Raw genomic sequence first — 16,976 nt, forward strand, 5'->3', positions numbered from 1 at the left:
TACTGCTGGTCCGCTATTCTCGTCTTATGCCTTCTCTATCTGTCGGTTTTATAACGAGCCTTCACCGTGCAGGCGGCTTTCGTCGCACACGGCGATCAGTCAACGGATGATAAGTTAGAGCTTAACAACGGGCATAAAAATCTTAGCATCATTCAGGTGCTTTTTGCTAGTGTTTATTTTCTGAAATGACAAGTTTTTTGATGAACAGGGAGTCGTAACAGCAGCCCCCATGAAAAAAGCCCTCTCCCTTTTGGAAAAGGCCTGCTGTGCGATTCTCTACTATTTTCTTAATCCAGCTAGACCAGCAGGCGAAATCTTCCCCAGCGCCTTGCTTGTCAACCTGATTCCTGCTGTCGTAAGCATTCTAACCACTGTCTCCCTCGCTACTGTTCATCCGGACAGACCCGTCATGATCAGCAGACAAGTGAGCAGATGAAAGTCGCTTGTTACTGTTTACAAAAAGTCATGCGGTGTCCCAATGTGTACTCTGGTTAAACTCAGTTGTTGCAGTAGCAGCCTGTGCTGTTGTCAGATCCCTTCGATGTCGATACACGTCATATTGTTGGAATACCCACAAATCGGTGGGCTATTTAATCAAACAAACGCGCCTTTAGGTAGTACTTCCTCGCTTTCCGCCTATTCTCTCCTAATGGTTTATTACCCCTCTTTTTGATAAACCTCAACCGTGTAATAGTTCTACATAGTGGCGGCAAAAAAATTTAAACGACATTGTAACTAATTACCATCATCTTCGTCCTTATAGATGGAAACAGTTTCCGTATTAGAATCGGAGGTAATTCATTTTGCACAAAAAACTTTTTGCATCTGGAAGCTTAATAGTTGTTCTGCCTCTCTTGTTTGCACTTTTAATTCCTGCAAGTTTTTTCCTTGGGCCATCACCAGCCCAGAGAAATGAATTTGACTGGAACTTACAAGCCGGTTCTGCCAATGGAATTGTAGCCAAAACCCCAATTGATGTAGCGAGTAATTTGTATTATAATGGCAGGCCATTACGGGATGCACTGGTAAAAGTAACTTACTTTGACAATAACCAAAATGCAAGCATTGTTATGCAACCTTATGAGGATGGATATGAAGGGACAATTTACTTCCAACAAGGGATGTAAAAATACATAATAAATACAGGAAAAAAATACAACTACGATGACTGCTTTCCGCTATATTCTACAGGTCAGCTACTTAGTATCTTGGGGTTACTTTCTTTTACGCTGTTCTCTCACGGTGAAGGGTGGTCAATGTTAATGAGAGGTGAATTAATCACCAAAACGGATGAGTTTCTTGCTGATGCCCTCTTTGAAATATTGAAGAATCACTTCGTCTTGTAGATTACAATACCTTTATGTAAATTCTAAATTTACCAGTCAACTTTTGTTTTCTGTCATTGGTCAAGTAACTTTTCCGATAATTCATTTAAACAAGAAAACTTTTAGGAGAGTAAACATGATGGAAATCAAACATTACATTACTACAAACAAGCCATACGAACCTAAAATGATATCAAAGTAGCAATTGACTTTTTAAATCGCGGCAATCGAACAACCGAAACATGGATTTATTCGTCTTTCCAAAAATGTTTTATACTAAACAATTTTATCAAGAAGCCCTCCCTCCTATAATGGAAGGAGGGCATTTACTATTCTTTAATGATCACTTGGTAGCACATAGGCGCTCGCTATAGAGCTGACACTTGCAGATAAGACTTTTCAAGAGAGATTGAAACAATACATAATCGGCGAAATTTCCGAGTTCGTTCATTTGTCGGACTACATGAAAATCAATCTGGTATGCAATAGCCGGCAGGAATTGGGGTTATTACATAGTAGAGGGTATATCCATTGCCATCCCAATTGCACAACTCATTTGCTCCGTATAATGCAGTAAGCACTGCAGCTACAGCAGCCGGAAGCTTAAGATAGGAAGCTAGTGCTGCACCTCCGATTCCTGCTGCCAACGCTTTTCCTATCTTTGTGGCTTTACTTGCACTTACGTAGTATTCGAGATAAAACGCCATAGGCTGTATGTTCTTGGTTGACTGCTTAGAACTGCAAGCTTTACTAGAATTTGTGTTTATGATATCTGCTTTTGTATCTAAAATATTCTTGCCTACGATCATATTCCCTTTTTTAATTTCGTTATTTGCGAAGCTAATCATCTTTTCGAATTCTTCAAATGCTTCTTGGCTGACCCCAGCTTCTTTGGAGTTGCTGTACCCATTTACAACTATGCCGTCCTTGACAAAGGTCTTTTCTTCCAAATCCGATTTTGCAATTTCAAGCAGTAGATCAAGATCACGGTCATCAATTTGTTCTGCTGCATGAACATTAGGTACCGCTACCTGAGAGTATCCACTCAATAGAAAAGCTGTAGTCAATGCAACTGCTAGTAACGATTTAGTTATTTGATTTTTTTTCACTCGTCTTTCCTCCACCGCTATAGTCCAGATAAGTCATCCAAGCAACAACCGCAACTGTGATAACTACAGAAACCTTTTTACTTATTCCCATGCTAACGTCAAGATCAAAAAAACTAAGTGCCAACAGCCCAAGAAGTATAACCAAGAGAATTTTTTTGATAATATCACCTCAAATCAGCGTTCTCTTAATCATAATAATGGTAATAAAATGAAAATGATGCAAAAAAATGTCGACACGAAATATAAAAATTTGTAAAATCATAAACGCTTAGTAAGAATAAACAGGAGTTAGCTCGAATCCTTTACTCTAGCCCATTCATTAACCATTTACAAAGGGCTATCCTCTAATATGTTTATAAGGTCCAAAAATGGCTTGGTCATAAGAAATATCAAACAATCGCAGATATCTATGCGCACGTTACAACAAACTTTGCCAGGAAGCTGCCTTGAAATTGGGCAAACTCAACCCGTGAATGAGCGACGACCAATACATTTCATCAACAATCCGTCAACAACTCCGCTTTTCTGAACTTAACTCACCCACACAAAAAGAAAAAACCTTGATCCCTCAAGATTTTCACGCATTACCTCTATGGAGCGGGTGATGGGAATCGAACCCACGCTACTAGCTTGGGAAGCTAGAGTTCTACCATTGAACTACACCCGCAAGTTCACTTTTCTACATCAAGCCACACATCCTGCAGCAACAAGCGCAACAATGAGAAAAGTTACTCACTTCAAATATTTAACAATAATAAGTATACCGCCTCCCCATCCTTTTGTCCACCCCTGCCCCGCTCACGAATGCGGGCGGTTGGAAATCAATGCGCCTGCGATTAAAAACACCACCAGAAAGGCTCCCGCCATCCGCAGAGTGTAAATTAAGGAAGGACAACATCGCCAATGTCTGCGACCAAAAAAGGGGCGAAATATTGGATGCACGCCCATGAAGAAACGAGAAAAACGAGCGAACCAGAAAACGAAATTTTCACAAACCGCAATATTTCCGTCGAGCGATCATCCACCCTTGTCATATAGGCATAAAACGCATAGAGTGGCAGCACCAAAGCTAATCCCGTCGCCGCCCAGGAAAGATAGCCGAACACAAACCTCGCGATCAGATACGATATGACTAAAAAGATAACACCAAGAACAGCTCCCACAATGTACTCCCACTTATTCATACAGCCCTCTCTTCCCTTGCCAGCAACTCAAAAGTAAACGATTACTATTGTACCAAATATCCCCATAATCTGGCGAAATTTTCGAAGTTCATGTGGGATTCCTATAGTTTCTTGTGGTTTCACGAGTGACGTTTTGGAGCAATTTCTTGAGCGTTTATTGCGCCATGCATTATGCACTTAAATTTCTGACCGCCGCCACAAGCAAACAAAAAAACTCTCGGAATAAACATTCCAAGAGTCGTCTTTCAGATATGGTGCCGGTGAAGGGACTTGAACCCCCACGGTTTCCCTCACGATTTTGAGTCGCGCGCGTCTGCCATTCCGCCACACCGGCATGTAGAAAACTGTAGTTACATACTAGCACATTTCTGCTAGAAAATCAATGGTGGGGAGAGACGGATTCGAACCGCCGAACCCGGAGGGAGCAGATTTACAGTCTGCCGTGTTTAGCCACTTCACTATCTCCCCAGCTGAATAACGTGCGCCTCTTCCTTACCGCTTGCGCTTGTCCGAGACGACGTTATTTACTCTATCATGGACCACAAGTTTCGTCAATAGGTTTTTCTCATTTTCTTACGGGCTTACGACATGCTTTAAAATATCTTGTGCCCATTGTTGAAAAACAGCAAGCGCCTGCTCCACCTCCCCAAACGAAAGTTGCTCCTCACAGGAGTAGTCCGGAAAGTCCAGGATGCGGTTTTTGCGAATCATGACGTGGTCTGCCTCGCATTTGATCTCCAAAAAATAAGGCACAGACTCATCTACACCAAAGCGATTTTCCAAAAATTCATAGGTGCGCACCCACTCTAAAATCCGCACTTCGGAAGGCTCCAGACGCAAAACTTGCTCCAGGGACATGATCGTTTCGTTTCCGTAATAATGCATCCAATCTCAGCCTCTCTGCATGAAAATAGGCGGAGCCGCGACTCCGCCCTGTATGTTGTTCGCGTTTGTTAAATCGAGGAGAGCAGCTCTCTCAGTTCTTTGACAATGACTTGCTGGTAGCCCGTGCCTTCTCCGTACTGTTTGAGCATTTCTGCGCGAGCGACCTTGATGTTTTCTTCGTAGTCAGGGGCGTTGCGATCTGGGTTTTGCTGTTTGAACGCTGTCATGATTGCCTGTACGTGGCTAGGTCTCGGGCCCCATTTTGCCAGCACGTGTCCGCCTGTATCTGCGAAAATGACGACTGGAATGGCGCGACCGCCCATCGTGAGAAACTCATCCATCAGGTCGAGGTGGTCTTCCATGACCAAAATTTCAACAGGCATCTCTGTTTCTTTTAAAGCGTGGAGAACGACCGGCAAGTTTCTGACCACATCTCCGCACCATTCTGCTGCCAAAATCAAACATCTGAGATCATCCCGATGCTGCAACGAGGCAAAAAAGGCCTGGTCCTGTTCATCTGCCCAAGCAAACGCCTCTGACCAGTTTTGGAACGTATCCTGATTTTTGGTCATGCCTTCGATGAAAGCTTGCGGTTTCAACCCTGTGCGAAACTTGTGTGCGACATTTGCAGCCATTTGCTCTCCTCCAGTATATGTATGGACTTGTTCTTGTATCTTTTCCACGGCGGTTGCGAAAAGTCCTCTTCGCCTTACTCGGATGGGTCAGGTTCTTGCTTGTTTGTTTCCTGTTCCTGCTTGGCCAGTTCCATCATTTTTTGCAAAAGAATGTGTTGCGGCATGTGCATCAGCCGCTCCAGGGGAACGTTCAGGGCTTCTGCAAGCTTAACGGCGGTGTCCGGTGAGATTTGCAAGGGACGCATGAAAACAGCTCCTTTCTGTGCCAAATACGCTTTCTCCAGTATAATACATGGCGTCCTGTGCCGCCAGAGAGAGGCTTGCGCCCGAAAAGCAAAAAGAGATAACCCCGNNATACCCCCGCCGCTCCATCCGCTGGGATTATCTCCTGACCGTCGGGCGCCTCTGCCTCGCTCTACGCCTTTGGTTTGGTAAGAATACAGGGAACCCCGTTTCCGATCGCACCAGGCTGGGACATGCGCTCCAAATACGCCAAGCCACGCTCGCATTGCTGTTTGCACGCCAGGCATGTACTGGACGTCACGATTTTAAGATTCAACTGATTGGGATGCTGCCGACTGTTTTTCTTCTTTACTTTCTTGCCTTTGCCCTTGGCCATTCGCTCCCCTCCCTTTGCCCTGGTGCTCTAGTCTATGAAGGAGAACAACCCCGCTCTTTAGGCAAACATACAAAACGGAATGACCCTGTGCAAAATAGGCAGGCACTCCCAAGCGCGCCCAGCAAAAGAAAACCGCAGGCAAATTGTCGCCCGCGGTTCGGTTTCCACTCTTTATTTTTTGCCGTTCAAAAGCTGGCGAAGTTCCAGCTCCAATGTGCCTGCGTCGATCATCCCGATAATCTTTTTGCGGACGATTCCTTCTGTGTCAATCAGGTAGGTCGTGGGAAATGCCTGGACGAGATAGCGGTTCGACACGGAGCCACTGACATCCATCGGGATGGGAAAAGTCAGCTTGTAGGACTGCACAAACGCTTGCGCTGCCTCAGGGCTGTCATTGCTCGTGACATTCACCCCGTACATGTCGATCTGCCCGCCGTACTTCTCGTACATTTTTTGCAGGTCAGGCGCTTCCATCCGGCACGGCCCGCACCACGATGCCCAAAAGTTGAGAACGACAGGCTTGCTTCGCTTGCCCTCAACTTTGTACGTCTGGTTGTCCAGCCCGGTCAAAGTAAAGGACGGCGCCATAAAGCCTACTTCCGGTTTTTGTACGTTGGCTACGACTGGCGCTGACTCCTGGGGCTTTTCCCACACAGCTGCTCCAACTCCCGCAACAATCAGCACAACCAGCAACAGCTTTTTCATTTCGTCACCTCTGCATGACCTGATCTAAAATCCGGTAAAGCCTCCGAACAATTGAATGAGCACGCGAGTAATGTCCGTCAATTTGTCGGTGTACAAGAGCACGCCGAACAAAATCATGACGCCCCCGCCGACTTTCATGAATTGATCCGAATATTTGACGATCGCCTTCACTTTACTGATGAAGAATGTCATAACGAAAAACGGAATGGCAAAGCCGAGTGTATAGGCCAATGTGTACGTCAACGCCCGGGACGGATCGGTTACCCCAAGCACGATAATGCCGGAGAGGATTGGTCCCACACAAGGCGTCCATCCAGCAGCATAGGTCATTCCCACCAGTATGGACCCAGTATACCCCAAAGGTCTTGATTTTAAATCGACCTTGAAAGAGCGCATCATCCAGTCCATTTTAAACACTTGCAGCATGATCAGCCCGATAACGACCAACAAAATGCCGCCAAGCTGCCGGATGAGATCCTTTTGATTGACGAACAGGCTGCCGATCCAAGAGGTCGAAAGTCCCAAGGCAATAAAAATGATCGAAAAACCAATAATGAAAAAAAGCGTATGTAATAACGCCTGCTTTTGAAAAACCGCTCTTCCCTTCTTCACTTCATCCACGGTAACCCCTGTTATGTAGGACAAAAAGGACGGATAAAGCGGCAGACAGCACGGCGAAATAAACGAGAGAAAACCCGCTGCAAACGCCAAAAACACCGTAAGATTCCCAGTCATATGTACCTCCGAAAGGTTGTTTCATCCACTATATTCTTTATTGTAGCGAATCTTTCCCCCCTTCAAAAGTGGAAGCGACACTTTGCCTTAAATCCGTGACATTTAAGGTTACGTAATATATGTTATGTAATCTAATTTCTTTCCCAGACGGCTCCTCCTCGTAGTTCCATGCAAAAAAAAGAGACGGATTTCCATCCGCCTCTTTTCGTTCTTTTGTTAATCACTCGCGCTTCCCTTACTCGAATTACAAGCACAAGCGCTGGCTGTACAGCCGCCTTTACTCCTGAACGCTTACCTTGCCGCCGTCCTGAAGCAAAGTGATTCCCGTTACGACAAGCTTGTCGCCTTCAGCCAGACCACTTGTTACTTCGATCTTGTCGCTGGAAGATTTGCCGGTGACAACCTCCACCTGCTTCGCAATGTCGCCCTCCAGTTTGAACACGAACTGTTTGCCGTCGCGATCAAACACTGCTTTGCGGGAAATGACGAGCGCTTTCGCTTCGCTCGCTCCCTCGGACGGGAACGTCACATTGACGACCATGTCCGATTTCAGCTCGTTGGCAGGATTCGGGATGCTGATTTCCACTGGATACGCCTTGAGTGCGGAATCCATCACAGGGCTGACCGCCGTTACTTTGGCATCAAGCGTCTTGCCTGTCGATTGTACGTTTACTTTTACGACTGTCCCGACTTTGACTTTGGTGATGTCTGCTTCGGACAGGTTGGCTTTCACCAACAGCGGATTCGTATTGACCACGACGACGACTGGCTGTTGGCCTGTCATTTGTCCGACTGCTCCGCTTACGCTGGAGACAAATCCGTTGATGGGAGAAGTCACAGTCGCATTAGCCAGTTGCTCGCGAGCGTTTTGCAAGCTGACAGCAGACTGTTTGGCAGATGCTGCGGATACTTGCACACCGGACTTTTGCTGGGCAACCTGCACACTTTGCTGGGCGTTGTCATAGGCCATCTGCGCGTTGGTTAACTGAATGTTCGCTTGTTCCATTTGCTGCGCTGAGATCGCACCTTGCGTGAAAAGCTGATTCATCCGCTGCTGGTTCACCTTGGCATCGGCCAAAGCAACTTCCGCCTGCTTCAGTCCGTTTTTCGCCTGCACCAAGCCTTGATCGGAACTGCTTCCAGCCTGATTCAAGCTTGCCTGCGCCAGCTGGTAGGCAGCTTCCGCCTGCTTGACGCTGTTGAGCAGTTCTTTTTCATCCAGTTTGAACAACACTTGGCCTTTGGTCACATACTGACCGAGTTTGACAGGCAAAGAAGTAATTTTCCCGCCCATTTTCGGGGAGATTTGCACCTCTTCGCTCGGTGCCAGTTTGGCCGTCAGACCTGACTCGGTTGTCACAGAACCTGTCGTCACCGTTTCAATCTGCACAGGTGTTGCCGCCGCTTCCGCCGTTTCTTGCTGTGCTGGTTCCGCTTGCGGGCTGGAACAACCTGCCACGAGGCTGATCGCCAATACGGCCAAAATGACGGGTTTTATGCTAAGTTTCATGAATGTCCCTCCTCATCCCACAAACGCTTCTTACGATTCCAAAGCGGGAACGGTTTTCTTTTGTTTCAACAGTTTCTTTGCTTTGCGTTTCTCGCGTCTTTCCCGACGCTTTTTGCCCATATCGTCAAACCACGCAGTCACGACCGGCACCAGAACCAGTGTAATCAAGGTGGCAAAACTCAGACCAAAAATAACCGTGACGGCCATCGGAGCTTGTGTCTCTGTACCCGAACCGCCCGAGAACGCCAGCGGTCCAATCGCGAGAATCGTCGTCAGTGTCGTCATCAAAATCGGACGCAGACGGATTGGTCCGGCATGCAGAATCGCTTCGCGCAGCTCCCAGCCTTTTGCCCGCAACTGGTTGATGTAGTCGATCAACACGATCGCGTTGTTCACGACCAGACCGATCAGGAGAATGTAACCGATCAACACGGATACGCTGATCGTCGTTCCTGTCACCAGCAGTCCAAGCAGAACGCCTGTCACTGTCGGCGGAACCGAGAACATGATGATAAACGGACTGTAGAACGATTCGAACTGGGCAGCCATAACCATGTACAGAAGCACTACGGAGAGCAGAATAGCCAGTGCGAGACTGCCGAACGATTCAGCCATGTCCTCGCTTTGTCCGCCAAACTCCAGTTTGTAGCCATCCGGGAGGTTCAGCTTGTTCATTTTCGCCGTAATTTCTTGTGTAACAGAGTTCAGGTCGCGCCCTGCCAGATCACTCGTAATTTGCACTTCACGCGTCAAATTCGAGCGGTTAATCGTCAACGGTACGTCTACCTTGCTAATCGACGCAACCGATGTCAAAGCGATTTGCGCTCCACCTGGCGCAGCAATCCGCAAGTTGTTCAAGTAGTTGATATCTTCCTGATAATTTTCCGGCAGCTTCAGGTTAATGTCAATCTCATTGTCGCCTGTACGGTATTTGGTGACCGTTTGACCTTGGAAGGCTGTGCGGACACTGGAGAGAATCTGTCCAGTTGTCAGTCCGTACAAGCTCGCTTTTTCAGCGTCCACTTTCACTTCAAATTCTTGACGGGACGCTTCCAGACTGGTGGTCACGTTGCTTGTGCCAGGCACTTTCTCCACTTCGCCTTTGACGATCGAGCTGATGTCTTTCAAGACAGCCAAATCGTCACCGCGAACAGTCAACTGGATCGGCGAGCCTGTGGACATGCCTTGTGCAGCGCTGACCTTGATTTCCGGTCCGGGAATCGTTTTCAGCTGATTCTGCAAATCCATGACAATCTCATTGGAGGAGCGTTTCCGCTCAGTCACATCGACGAGCATCAATGTGATCGTCGCCTGGTTGGAGGACAGTGTGCTCGCAATCGGCGAACCGTTGCTGCCGATTGATGTTGCCACAATGTCTTTCTCCGGCACTTTGTTTACGATGTCTTCAATTTGCTTCGCGACTTTTTCCGTCTCAGCCAGAACTGTACCGTTTGGCATCTTGATCGATACGGAAATCTGCCCCTGGTCCATGCTCGGGATGAACTCTGCGCCGATCAGCGGAGTCAGAGCCAGCGAGCCGACCATCATGATAACCGAGGAGAACAAAACGGTTTTTCTGTGGCCCAATGCCCATGCCAACAGTTTTTGATAGCCTTTTTCCACTTTGCCAAAGCCGATGTTGAACCAAGTAACCGGGTTGATTCCCCGATAGTTTTCGTGATTCGCATGATTCGGTACTTTTTTCAAAATACGCGAGCTGAGCATCGGCACCAACAGGATCGAGAAGACGAGTGCCGCAATATGCGAGTACACGACTGTCAATGCCAGCGGGCCAAACAGCTCGGATGCGATCCCTTCCGTCAGGGCAATCGGCAAAAATACGCAAATTTGCGCCAAGGCAGACGCCATAACGGCAGTACCTACTTCTTTGGAACCGGTGAGCGCCGCTTCCATCATGCCTTTGCCTTGTTCACGCTGGCGGAAAATGTTCTCCAGCATAACGACCGCAAAGTCAATCAAGGAGCCGAGACCGAGCGTCAAACCGGATAGCGAGATCAGGTTGATCGTCTGTCCTGTCATGTACATCAACAGGAAGGTCGCGACAATCGATACAGGCAACACGATGACAGCGATCAGCATCGATTGCAGGCTGCCCAAGAAGAAGAACAGCAGGATGATACCGACCAGTCCACCGAGCAGCGCGTGTTCTGCTGTCGTGTAGATCGAATCTTTAATGTAGGTCGAAGTGTCAAGCGTCGTGATGATTTCCATATGTTCCGGAAGATCGGCTTTGATCTTTTCCAGCTCTGCTTTCACCTCGTCGGCAACCTCGATCGTGTTGCCGCCAGAAGCCTTCGTAATGGAGATGCCAAGGCTCGGCTTGCCATTTACGTAGCTCAGTTGCGTGATGTCTTCCAACGTATCTTTTACTTGGGCGACGTCGCTCAGACGAATCGAGCTGCCTCCCACAGAAATCGGCGTCAGCGCAATTTGCTCGACGTTGGCAAATTCACCCTGAACACGGATGTTCATTTTGCTGTCGCCTTCCCGTACAGAACCAGCGGAACCGGACAGATTGCCGCTTGACAGTGCCTGCTGGATTTGCTCCAGAGACAAACCGTACGCAGAGAGCTTGGCTGGATCTACAATCACATCCACGACGCGATCTTGACCGCCGCTGATGGAAGCAGCCGCGACGCCGTCAATGCGCTCCAGGCGCGATTGGATCATATCTTCCGCTACTTTTTTCAGCTTGTTGACATCCTGCTCACCTGTTACGGCGAACTGAATGATCGGCTGACTGTTCGGGTCGATGCGCAGTACGCGCGGCGCTCTTGCCGAATCTGGCAAGGCTCCTCGCACCTGGTCGACTTTTTCCCGCATGTCGAGAGTAGCTTGGTCGAGGTCTGTTCCCCAGTTAAACATGAGAATGACCTGTGAAGCCCCTTCAATGGAAACAGATGAAATGCTGTCCAGGTTCGAGACTGTACCTAGCGCATTTTCTATCGGCTTCGTCACCAGTTTTTCTACCTCGGCAGGCGAGCCCCCATCCACGGACGTAACGACCACGGCAACCGGGAAATTCAATTCCGGCATCAGGTCGATCGCCAAACGAGGCAAGGAGACGAAACCGAAAATCAGCATGGCCACGGTCAGCATAATCATCGTGACCGGGCGTTTAATCGAGAGTTCAGACAGATTCAAATCCACTCACCTCTTCTAGAAAACTTGACATGGCCAATCGTTTCCTTTGGGCATCGTCGTTTGCCCAAAGTGACAATCAGCCGGTTATTTCCTTCTTTTGGGAGAACAATTCTTGCAGCGCATGAAGAGATGAGATCGCGTGAGGATCTTCCAGCTTCATTTCCTGTTGTTCAGACACGCGTTCCGTCAACGATACCCAGACAATTCGACGGTCGGTTTGATCCCGAAAACGACGCACCAGATTTTCCTGCTCCATCCTGTTGATCAATCCTGAAGTCGTACTGTACGAAAGATCGACAGCCTTGCAAATCTCCCCCATTGTCTTAGCACCGCTGCTGATCTGTTCCAAAATCAGCACTTGCTGCCAGTTCAGCTCGCTTGAGTCCAGTTCTTTTTTGGAGATTGAAGTAAACAAGGCGCTCGCTTCTCTCAGGAGCTTTGCCAACTGAATCAGTTCTTTCATGAAAGCCTCCCTCACTATCCCTCATGACCCATACTCATCCTAGCCAATCTTAATCTTTATTTGCAAGATTTATTCTACCTTTCGTCATGGGTAGTGAAGTCTATCAGCAGGTTGATTTCCAGGTGGACGGCGTCTATCTGGAGATAGACGACACCCCATGCTAGAATGAAAGTAAATGATCATCCGGCCAGAGAAAGAAGGACATCTGTTTGCTGAAACTGAGTATAAAAGCAGTTCAAAAACGTTTGCTGATCATCTGGTTCTCCATTTTGATTGTGCTTGCCTTGTTGCCTGACTCGTTCATGCGCGAGACTCCCTTACAGTTTTCACTTACGATTGTACTATTCTTTTGTTACATTGTGGTCTTCTGGATTTCAAAAAGGAACTGGAAGCCGTACCAATTTGAGCTAGTGACGATCATGCTCGGCATCATGTCTTTGCTAAAAGGCATTGTTGCCGGGGGAGAAAGCTTCGGATTGATGCTACCGCTTGCGGTGTTTATCGGCTTTTACATTGAAGGACGGCGTGCGCTGGCTTACGCGACTTTTTTTGGCGCGTGCACCACGTTGTTTTTGTATTTTGACGGCATCCTTAAATTCCCGCATATCATTCCGTTTATCCTCACGTACATCGGCTGCTATATCGGTGCGCGCGGATACCGGATTCAAAACGAAGCGTACAAAACCAATCAGTCCCATCTGGAAGAGCTGCAAAAGGCCCATACGGAGTTGCAGGAAGCCCACTCCCAGCTGCAAGAAGCCGCTCTACATTCTTTGCAGGTAGCCGTTCTGGAAGAAAGAACGCGGATTGCCCGGGATATTCACGACGCTTTGGGTCACAGTCTGACCTCGCTGATCGTCCAGTTGCACGCCTTGAAATACATGCTGCAAGACGGCCCGGAGCACGCGCAGGAAGCGGTGCGCAACATGCTCGGTGTAGCCAAACAAAGCCTGGACGAAATCCGCACCTCCGTGCATACGCTCGCCATGGATAAAACGTCGCTCGGACTGACTCCGCTGCGCGCGTTGCTGTCCCAGGCCCAAAAACATACCGGGATCAAAATGGAGCTGCTTTCCGCCGATCTGGACATTCCGCTCTCCCAGGAGCTGACGATCACGTTTTACCGAATTTTACAGGAAGCAATTACGAATACATTGCGCCACTCCAACGCGAAGGAAATTTTGGTTATGATTGAACAACGGGGCAATTCGCTGTTTTTCTCGATTCAGGACGATGGCAACATTACGCCCGAGGATCATATCCAGCCTGGATTTGGGCTGACGGGAATCGCCGAGCGGATTAAACAGTTGAACGGCAGCCTGTCTTACTTCGCAAAAGAACCGCATGGATTCAGACTCGATGTCACATTGCCAATCGAGCATTTGGAAAAAGAAGGGAGCATGCGAACATGACCGATTCAACCAAAAATATTCGTGTGGTCCTCGTGGATGATCAAACTATGATTCGCCAAGGGCTGGGGTACGTGATCCAGATGCAGCCGGATATGCAGGTAGTCGGAGAAGCTTCGGACGGGGAAGAAGCCGTGGAGCTGGTGGGGAAAATCACGCCGGATGTCGTGCTGATGGACGTCCAGATGCCGAAAAAATCAGGGATCGAAGCAACCAGGGAGATCATGCGCATGCATCCCGCCGTCAAAGTGTTGATTTTGACCACTTTTGACAATCACAATTACGTCGTGGAAGGAATCCGCGCTGGCGCCGTCGGCTATATGCTCAAAGATGCCGATTCGCAGGAGATGCTCGATCTGATCCGCAGAGCCTCCCAGGGGGAAGCTCTCTTCCATACGGTAACAGCCGCCAAGGCGCTCGCCGAAGCATTGAAGGCTCAGCCAAGCGTCGCGGACGTGACCGTTGCCCCCTCGGCTTTGCTCGACGAGTTGACAGACCGCGAGCTTGATGTCCTCCAGCAAATCGCCTACGGGTATCGCAATGACCAGATCGCCCAAAACTTGTTTATATCGGAAGGCACAGTAAAAACACACGTCCACCGCATTTTACAAAAAATGGGTGTGGAAGATCGAACACAGGCAGTCGCCAAGGCTCTGCGGCTCAAAATTGTAAAATAACGGAAATTTTCAGACAGGGACATGCAGGGCGATGCGAGTGCCGTCGTCCTGCAAAGTCCACAGCGACATCCCCTCTTCCAAACGAGCGATAGCCATGGCCTCTTGGACGGCAACCACGGCTTTTTCCAGATCGATCACGCGGCAGCAAACAGCAAGCTTGCCTTCGCTGTCATCTCCTCCATCGCAATGCCCATTTCCGGTTTTGCCGAGACATTCATCCAGCAACTGTTCAATGAAATAGCGCATCTCCACATCTGATTCCGACAGATGCGGGAAGCAAACGATCAGCTTTTGCAAGTCTTCTTCCGCAAGCTCGACGTAGCCCTTCTCCTTCATTTCTTCCGCCCAGACTTTCAGGACGTGCTTCGGCTTTCCCTCGATTTGTTCAGCCACAATCGCGTAATGGTCGCCGATTTCTCCCACATGACCGTAATGTACCGAATACAAACGGTCTGTTTCGTCATACCATACTTCCCAGTAGCTCCACCTCTTTTCGTTTTTCAGCAGCATGCGGATCACTTGATGTTCACTCCGTTCCGTCTTTTTGTAAATTATTCCACTGAACGACACGGTTTGACAACAACTCGACAAAAAATTGATTCGAAAGACTTGCAACCTTTTCAAAACAAAGGACTACATGACCAGTTTGAAAACTAAAAAAGCGATTTCTCTCCGTCTTTTGACGCAAGGAAAGGCCGCTTCGACCCAGCCCTGTTTTCGCGCATGCAAAAAAGACGGATGAATCATCCGTCTTTTGCTCGTGTCTGCTTATGTTCTCGCTGCAACAGATAGCGGCAGGCGAATTTCAAAACGTGCTCCATTCAATCGCGGCGAGTTCTCCGCAAAAATCTCGCCCCCGTGATCGGCAATGATTCGCTGTGTCGTGGACAAGCCGAGCCCCGTTCCCTCTTGTTTGGTCGTGTAAAACGGCACGAACAAATTTTCCAGACAAGCAGGGCTAAGACCTGGTCCGTTGTCCTCCACGACGATGACGACTTGGCTGATCGAGGCGTACACGGTGACGCGCACAACGCTGCCTTGTGTCAGCAAAGCTTCAAACGCGTTTTTCATGATATTCAGGATGGCCTGCTTGATCCGGGAACGATAGCCAAAAACGTACCATTCACCGGGTGTAATATCCAGCTCCAGTTTGATGCCTCTGCGATTGGCTTCTGGCTCCAGTAAACGAATGACCCCATAAAGCTCGTCCAGCACAAGAAAGCGCTCGGAAACAATTTTGTCATCCCTGTACCGGGCCAAAACCAGCACGTCATTCAGCAAACCGTCAATGCGCTCGATCTCCGTCAAGATGACGGAAAAATACGACTCGCTGCGCGCAGAATTTCCTTGCTCGCGCAACAGTTGAATAAAGCCTTTGATCGAAGTGAGCGGATTGCGGATCTCGTGCGCCATCCCGGCAGCCAATTGCCCGACCGCCGCCAGTGCTTCCCGCTTGTTCAGCTCTTCTTCGTATCGTTTGTTCTCCGTGATGTTGCGAAGCACAGCGATAGCGCCCCACATTTCGCCCATGTAAAAAATCGGACTGGTGCTGACTGTCGTCCACTTCGAGTTGTACTCTGCCATGTAATGGCCCGACTGACCGCGCTCTACGACCCATTGCACAAAGCGCTCGCTCTCATGCGGCAAAAATGCTTCATCGATGTTTTTTCCAATAATTTGCTCGCGTTTGACGCCAAACAGGTGGCACAGCGCATGGTTTGCCTCAATAATTTTCAGACTGCGGTCAATCATCAAGACAGCGATATCGCTCGAATGCAAAACCAGTTGTACCAGTTCTTGCTCGGCAAGGACGGCAAACTGTTCCCCTTGCGCCTTTTCCACAGATGTTCCGGTATTTTCTCGTTGTTTTTCTTCATTGTAGATGCTTACCACTTGTGCGATCAGCTGATCCATCGCCTGATAAAAAGCGAATTGTTCCCGCAAAAGCTCAAACTGCTCGGCTTCGCTCGAAACGAATGTGGCAGCATCATAGTTCATCTGCTCCATGATGCTGTCCCGGCATACTCGGATGCACTGTACCAGGGTGGCAACATTCAATCCGTGCAGGAAGCACTTGTAAGCCATTTCGTTAACTTCTTGTTCCAAAGCCGTAGAATCGTTTGATTTCACGGCTTCCGCCCAACGAATAAGCAGTTGGACTAGCAAAGCCTCAGTTTGTGCGCGGTCTCCCAGAAGCGAAGCAGAGTGGTCGTGTTTATCAGAAAGAAAGGAAAACGTTTTGGCCACCGCAGCAGGGGCCAAATGAGTAAGATACTTACTTATTCGATTTTTCAAAACGCTCTGACTCCTTTTCTTCTTGCTTCATTGAGGCCATCGTTCAAGTATGTATAATAGTGATTCTATTATGGACACAAAACCGACATGATGTAAAGCAAAGTGTCACGCAAAACAGATAGATTCTCGCGATGCGCTCCGCCATCCTGGCACCCGGGTTTGCTTGGATGAGCGGTTGCTCATTTTCACAGCAGATGAAACCGCTTTCCTATCTCCTTCTATCATATCACGATCAAGCATGAGTTTGGTAAAAAAACCTT

Annotated in this window: 16 protein-coding genes and 3 tRNA genes; 3 read left to right on the forward strand and 16 right to left on the reverse strand. The window is 48.4% G+C overall.

What is annotated here, in order from left to right; genetic code table 11:
- Nucleotides 1-803 precede the first annotated feature (803 nt).
- Nucleotides 804-1,127: a hypothetical protein gene (locus tag DEP07_RS05830; RefSeq protein ID WP_254223110.1), complete on the forward strand. Its 324-nt coding sequence runs from the start codon at nt 804-806 to the stop codon at nt 1,125-1,127.
- 668 nt (nt 1,128-1,795) lie between these two features.
- Here DEP07_RS05830 and DEP07_RS05835 read toward each other — a convergent pair.
- The 14 genes from DEP07_RS05835 to DEP07_RS05900 form a co-directional block, all read right to left on the reverse strand.
- A complete protein-coding gene (locus tag DEP07_RS05835; RefSeq protein ID WP_173596589.1) occupies nt 1,796-2,434 on the reverse strand; it encodes a hypothetical protein in 639 nt (212 codons plus the stop codon).
- Nucleotides 2,435-3,027: 593 nt separating this feature from the next.
- Nucleotides 3,028-3,101: transfer RNA gene (locus DEP07_RS05840), tRNA-Gly, on the reverse strand.
- A 214-nt stretch (nt 3,102-3,315) separates the two neighbouring features.
- The gene (locus DEP07_RS05845) at nt 3,316-3,618 is read right to left on the reverse strand and encodes a hypothetical protein (protein ID WP_122965440.1); all 303 of its coding nucleotides are present in this window, start codon (nt 3,616-3,618) and stop codon (nt 3,316-3,318) included.
- 252 nt (nt 3,619-3,870) lie between these two features.
- Nucleotides 3,871-3,952: transfer RNA gene (locus DEP07_RS05850), tRNA-Leu, on the reverse strand.
- Between the two features lie 49 nt (nt 3,953-4,001).
- Nucleotides 4,002-4,086: transfer RNA gene (locus DEP07_RS05855), tRNA-Tyr, on the reverse strand.
- A gap of 105 nt (nt 4,087-4,191) precedes the next feature.
- Nucleotides 4,192-4,503, reverse strand: coding sequence for a hypothetical protein (locus DEP07_RS05860; protein ID WP_217021217.1), 312 nt, complete (start codon nt 4,501-4,503; stop codon nt 4,192-4,194).
- A gap of 68 nt (nt 4,504-4,571) precedes the next feature.
- Entirely contained in the window at nt 4,572-5,138 is a 567-nt protein-coding gene (locus DEP07_RS05865) for a thioredoxin family protein (protein WP_122965438.1), read from the reverse strand.
- 74 nt (nt 5,139-5,212) lie between these two features.
- A complete protein-coding gene (locus tag DEP07_RS05870; protein WP_122965497.1) occupies nt 5,213-5,383 on the reverse strand; it encodes a YycC family protein in 171 nt (56 codons plus the stop codon).
- A gap of 170 nt (nt 5,384-5,553) precedes the next feature.
- Nucleotides 5,554-5,757 carry a hypothetical protein gene (locus tag DEP07_RS05875; RefSeq protein ID WP_173596587.1) on the reverse strand — a complete coding sequence of 68 codons (204 nt, stop codon included), beginning with the start codon at nt 5,755-5,757 and terminating at the stop codon, nt 5,554-5,556.
- A gap of 171 nt (nt 5,758-5,928) precedes the next feature.
- Nucleotides 5,929-6,462, reverse strand: a complete 534-nt coding sequence (locus tag DEP07_RS05880) for a TlpA family protein disulfide reductase (RefSeq protein ID WP_122965436.1) — start codon at nt 6,460-6,462, stop codon at nt 5,929-5,931.
- A gap of 24 nt (nt 6,463-6,486) precedes the next feature.
- Entirely contained in the window at nt 6,487-7,197 is a 711-nt protein-coding gene (locus tag DEP07_RS05885) for a cytochrome c biogenesis CcdA family protein (RefSeq protein ID WP_122965435.1), read from the reverse strand.
- A gap of 277 nt (nt 7,198-7,474) precedes the next feature.
- Nucleotides 7,475-8,707: an efflux RND transporter periplasmic adaptor subunit gene (locus tag DEP07_RS05890; RefSeq protein WP_122965434.1), complete on the reverse strand. Its 1,233-nt coding sequence runs from the start codon at nt 8,705-8,707 to the stop codon at nt 7,475-7,477.
- A gap of 30 nt (nt 8,708-8,737) precedes the next feature.
- Complete coding sequence (locus DEP07_RS05895) at nt 8,738-11,872, reverse strand: efflux RND transporter permease subunit (protein ID WP_173596586.1); 3,135 nt, start codon at nt 11,870-11,872, stop codon at nt 8,738-8,740.
- Nucleotides 11,873-11,948: 76 nt separating this feature from the next.
- Complete coding sequence (locus DEP07_RS05900; RefSeq protein WP_063230942.1) at nt 11,949-12,335, reverse strand: MarR family winged helix-turn-helix transcriptional regulator; 387 nt, start codon at nt 12,333-12,335, stop codon at nt 11,949-11,951.
- Between the two features lie 209 nt (nt 12,336-12,544).
- On the opposite strand from DEP07_RS05900, the gene DEP07_RS05905 reads away from it, so the two are divergent.
- Both DEP07_RS05905 and DEP07_RS05910 read left to right on the forward strand, forming a co-directional pair.
- Nucleotides 12,545-13,747, forward strand: coding sequence for a sensor histidine kinase (locus tag DEP07_RS05905; RefSeq protein ID WP_122965432.1), 1,203 nt, complete (start codon nt 12,545-12,547; stop codon nt 13,745-13,747).
- Nucleotides 13,744-14,421 carry a response regulator gene (locus tag DEP07_RS05910; RefSeq protein ID WP_122965431.1) on the forward strand — a complete coding sequence of 226 codons (678 nt, stop codon included), beginning with the start codon at nt 13,744-13,746 and terminating at the stop codon, nt 14,419-14,421. Before DEP07_RS05905 ends, DEP07_RS05910 begins: the two co-directional genes overlap by 4 nt.
- Nucleotides 14,422-14,430: 9 nt before the next feature.
- Here the strand turns inward: DEP07_RS05910 and DEP07_RS05915 are convergent, their stop codons facing one another.
- Both DEP07_RS05915 and DEP07_RS05920 read right to left on the reverse strand, forming a co-directional pair.
- Nucleotides 14,431-14,931 (reverse strand): hypothetical protein, encoded by a 501-nt coding sequence (locus DEP07_RS05915; RefSeq protein ID WP_217365085.1) that lies wholly within the window; start codon nt 14,929-14,931, stop codon nt 14,431-14,433.
- A 258-nt stretch (nt 14,932-15,189) separates the two neighbouring features.
- Complete coding sequence (locus tag DEP07_RS05920; protein WP_229049692.1) at nt 15,190-16,551, reverse strand: two-component system sensor histidine kinase NtrB; 1,362 nt, start codon at nt 16,549-16,551, stop codon at nt 15,190-15,192.
- Nucleotides 16,552-16,976 lie beyond the last annotated feature (425 nt).

The sequence above is a fragment of the Brevibacillus sp. genome (genome assembly GCF_003521185.1).
GTDB classification, from domain to species: domain Bacteria; phylum Bacillota; class Bacilli; order Brevibacillales; family Brevibacillaceae; genus Brevibacillus; species Brevibacillus parabrevis.

Bases quoted from the DNA above. Each gene is read 5' to 3' on its own strand.
- DEP07_RS05900 (WP_063230942.1), bottom strand. From the start codon at position 12,335: ATGAAAGAACTGATTCAGTTGGCAAAGCTCCTGAGAGAAGCGAGCGCC.
- DEP07_RS05860 (WP_217021217.1), bottom strand. From the start codon at position 4,503: ATGCATTATTACGGAAACGAAACGATCATGTCCCTGGAGCAAGTTTTG.
- DEP07_RS05870 (WP_122965497.1), bottom strand. From the start codon at position 5,383: ATGCGTCCCTTGCAAATCTCACCGGACACCGCCGTTAAGCTTGCAGAA.
- DEP07_RS05865 (WP_122965438.1), bottom strand. From the start codon at position 5,138: ATGGCTGCAAATGTCGCACACAAGTTTCGCACAGGGTTGAAACCGCAA.
- DEP07_RS05890 (WP_122965434.1), bottom strand. From the start codon at position 8,707: ATGAAACTTAGCATAAAACCCGTCATTTTGGCCGTATTGGCGATCAGC.
- DEP07_RS05915 (WP_217365085.1), bottom strand. From the start codon at position 14,931: ATGCTGCTGAAAAACGAAAAGAGGTGGAGCTACTGGGAAGTATGGTAT.
- DEP07_RS05880 (WP_122965436.1), bottom strand. From the start codon at position 6,462: ATGAAAAAGCTGTTGCTGGTTGTGCTGATTGTTGCGGGAGTTGGAGCA.
- DEP07_RS05845 (WP_122965440.1), bottom strand. From the start codon at position 3,618: ATGAATAAGTGGGAGTACATTGTGGGAGCTGTTCTTGGTGTTATCTTT.
- DEP07_RS05885 (WP_122965435.1), bottom strand. From the start codon at position 7,197: ATGACTGGGAATCTTACGGTGTTTTTGGCGTTTGCAGCGGGTTTTCTC.
- DEP07_RS05875 (WP_173596587.1), bottom strand. From the start codon at position 5,757: ATGGCCAAGGGCAAAGGCAAGAAAGTAAAGAAGAAAAACAGTCGGCAG.
- DEP07_RS05910 (WP_122965431.1), top strand. From the start codon at position 13,744: ATGACCGATTCAACCAAAAATATTCGTGTGGTCCTCGTGGATGATCAA.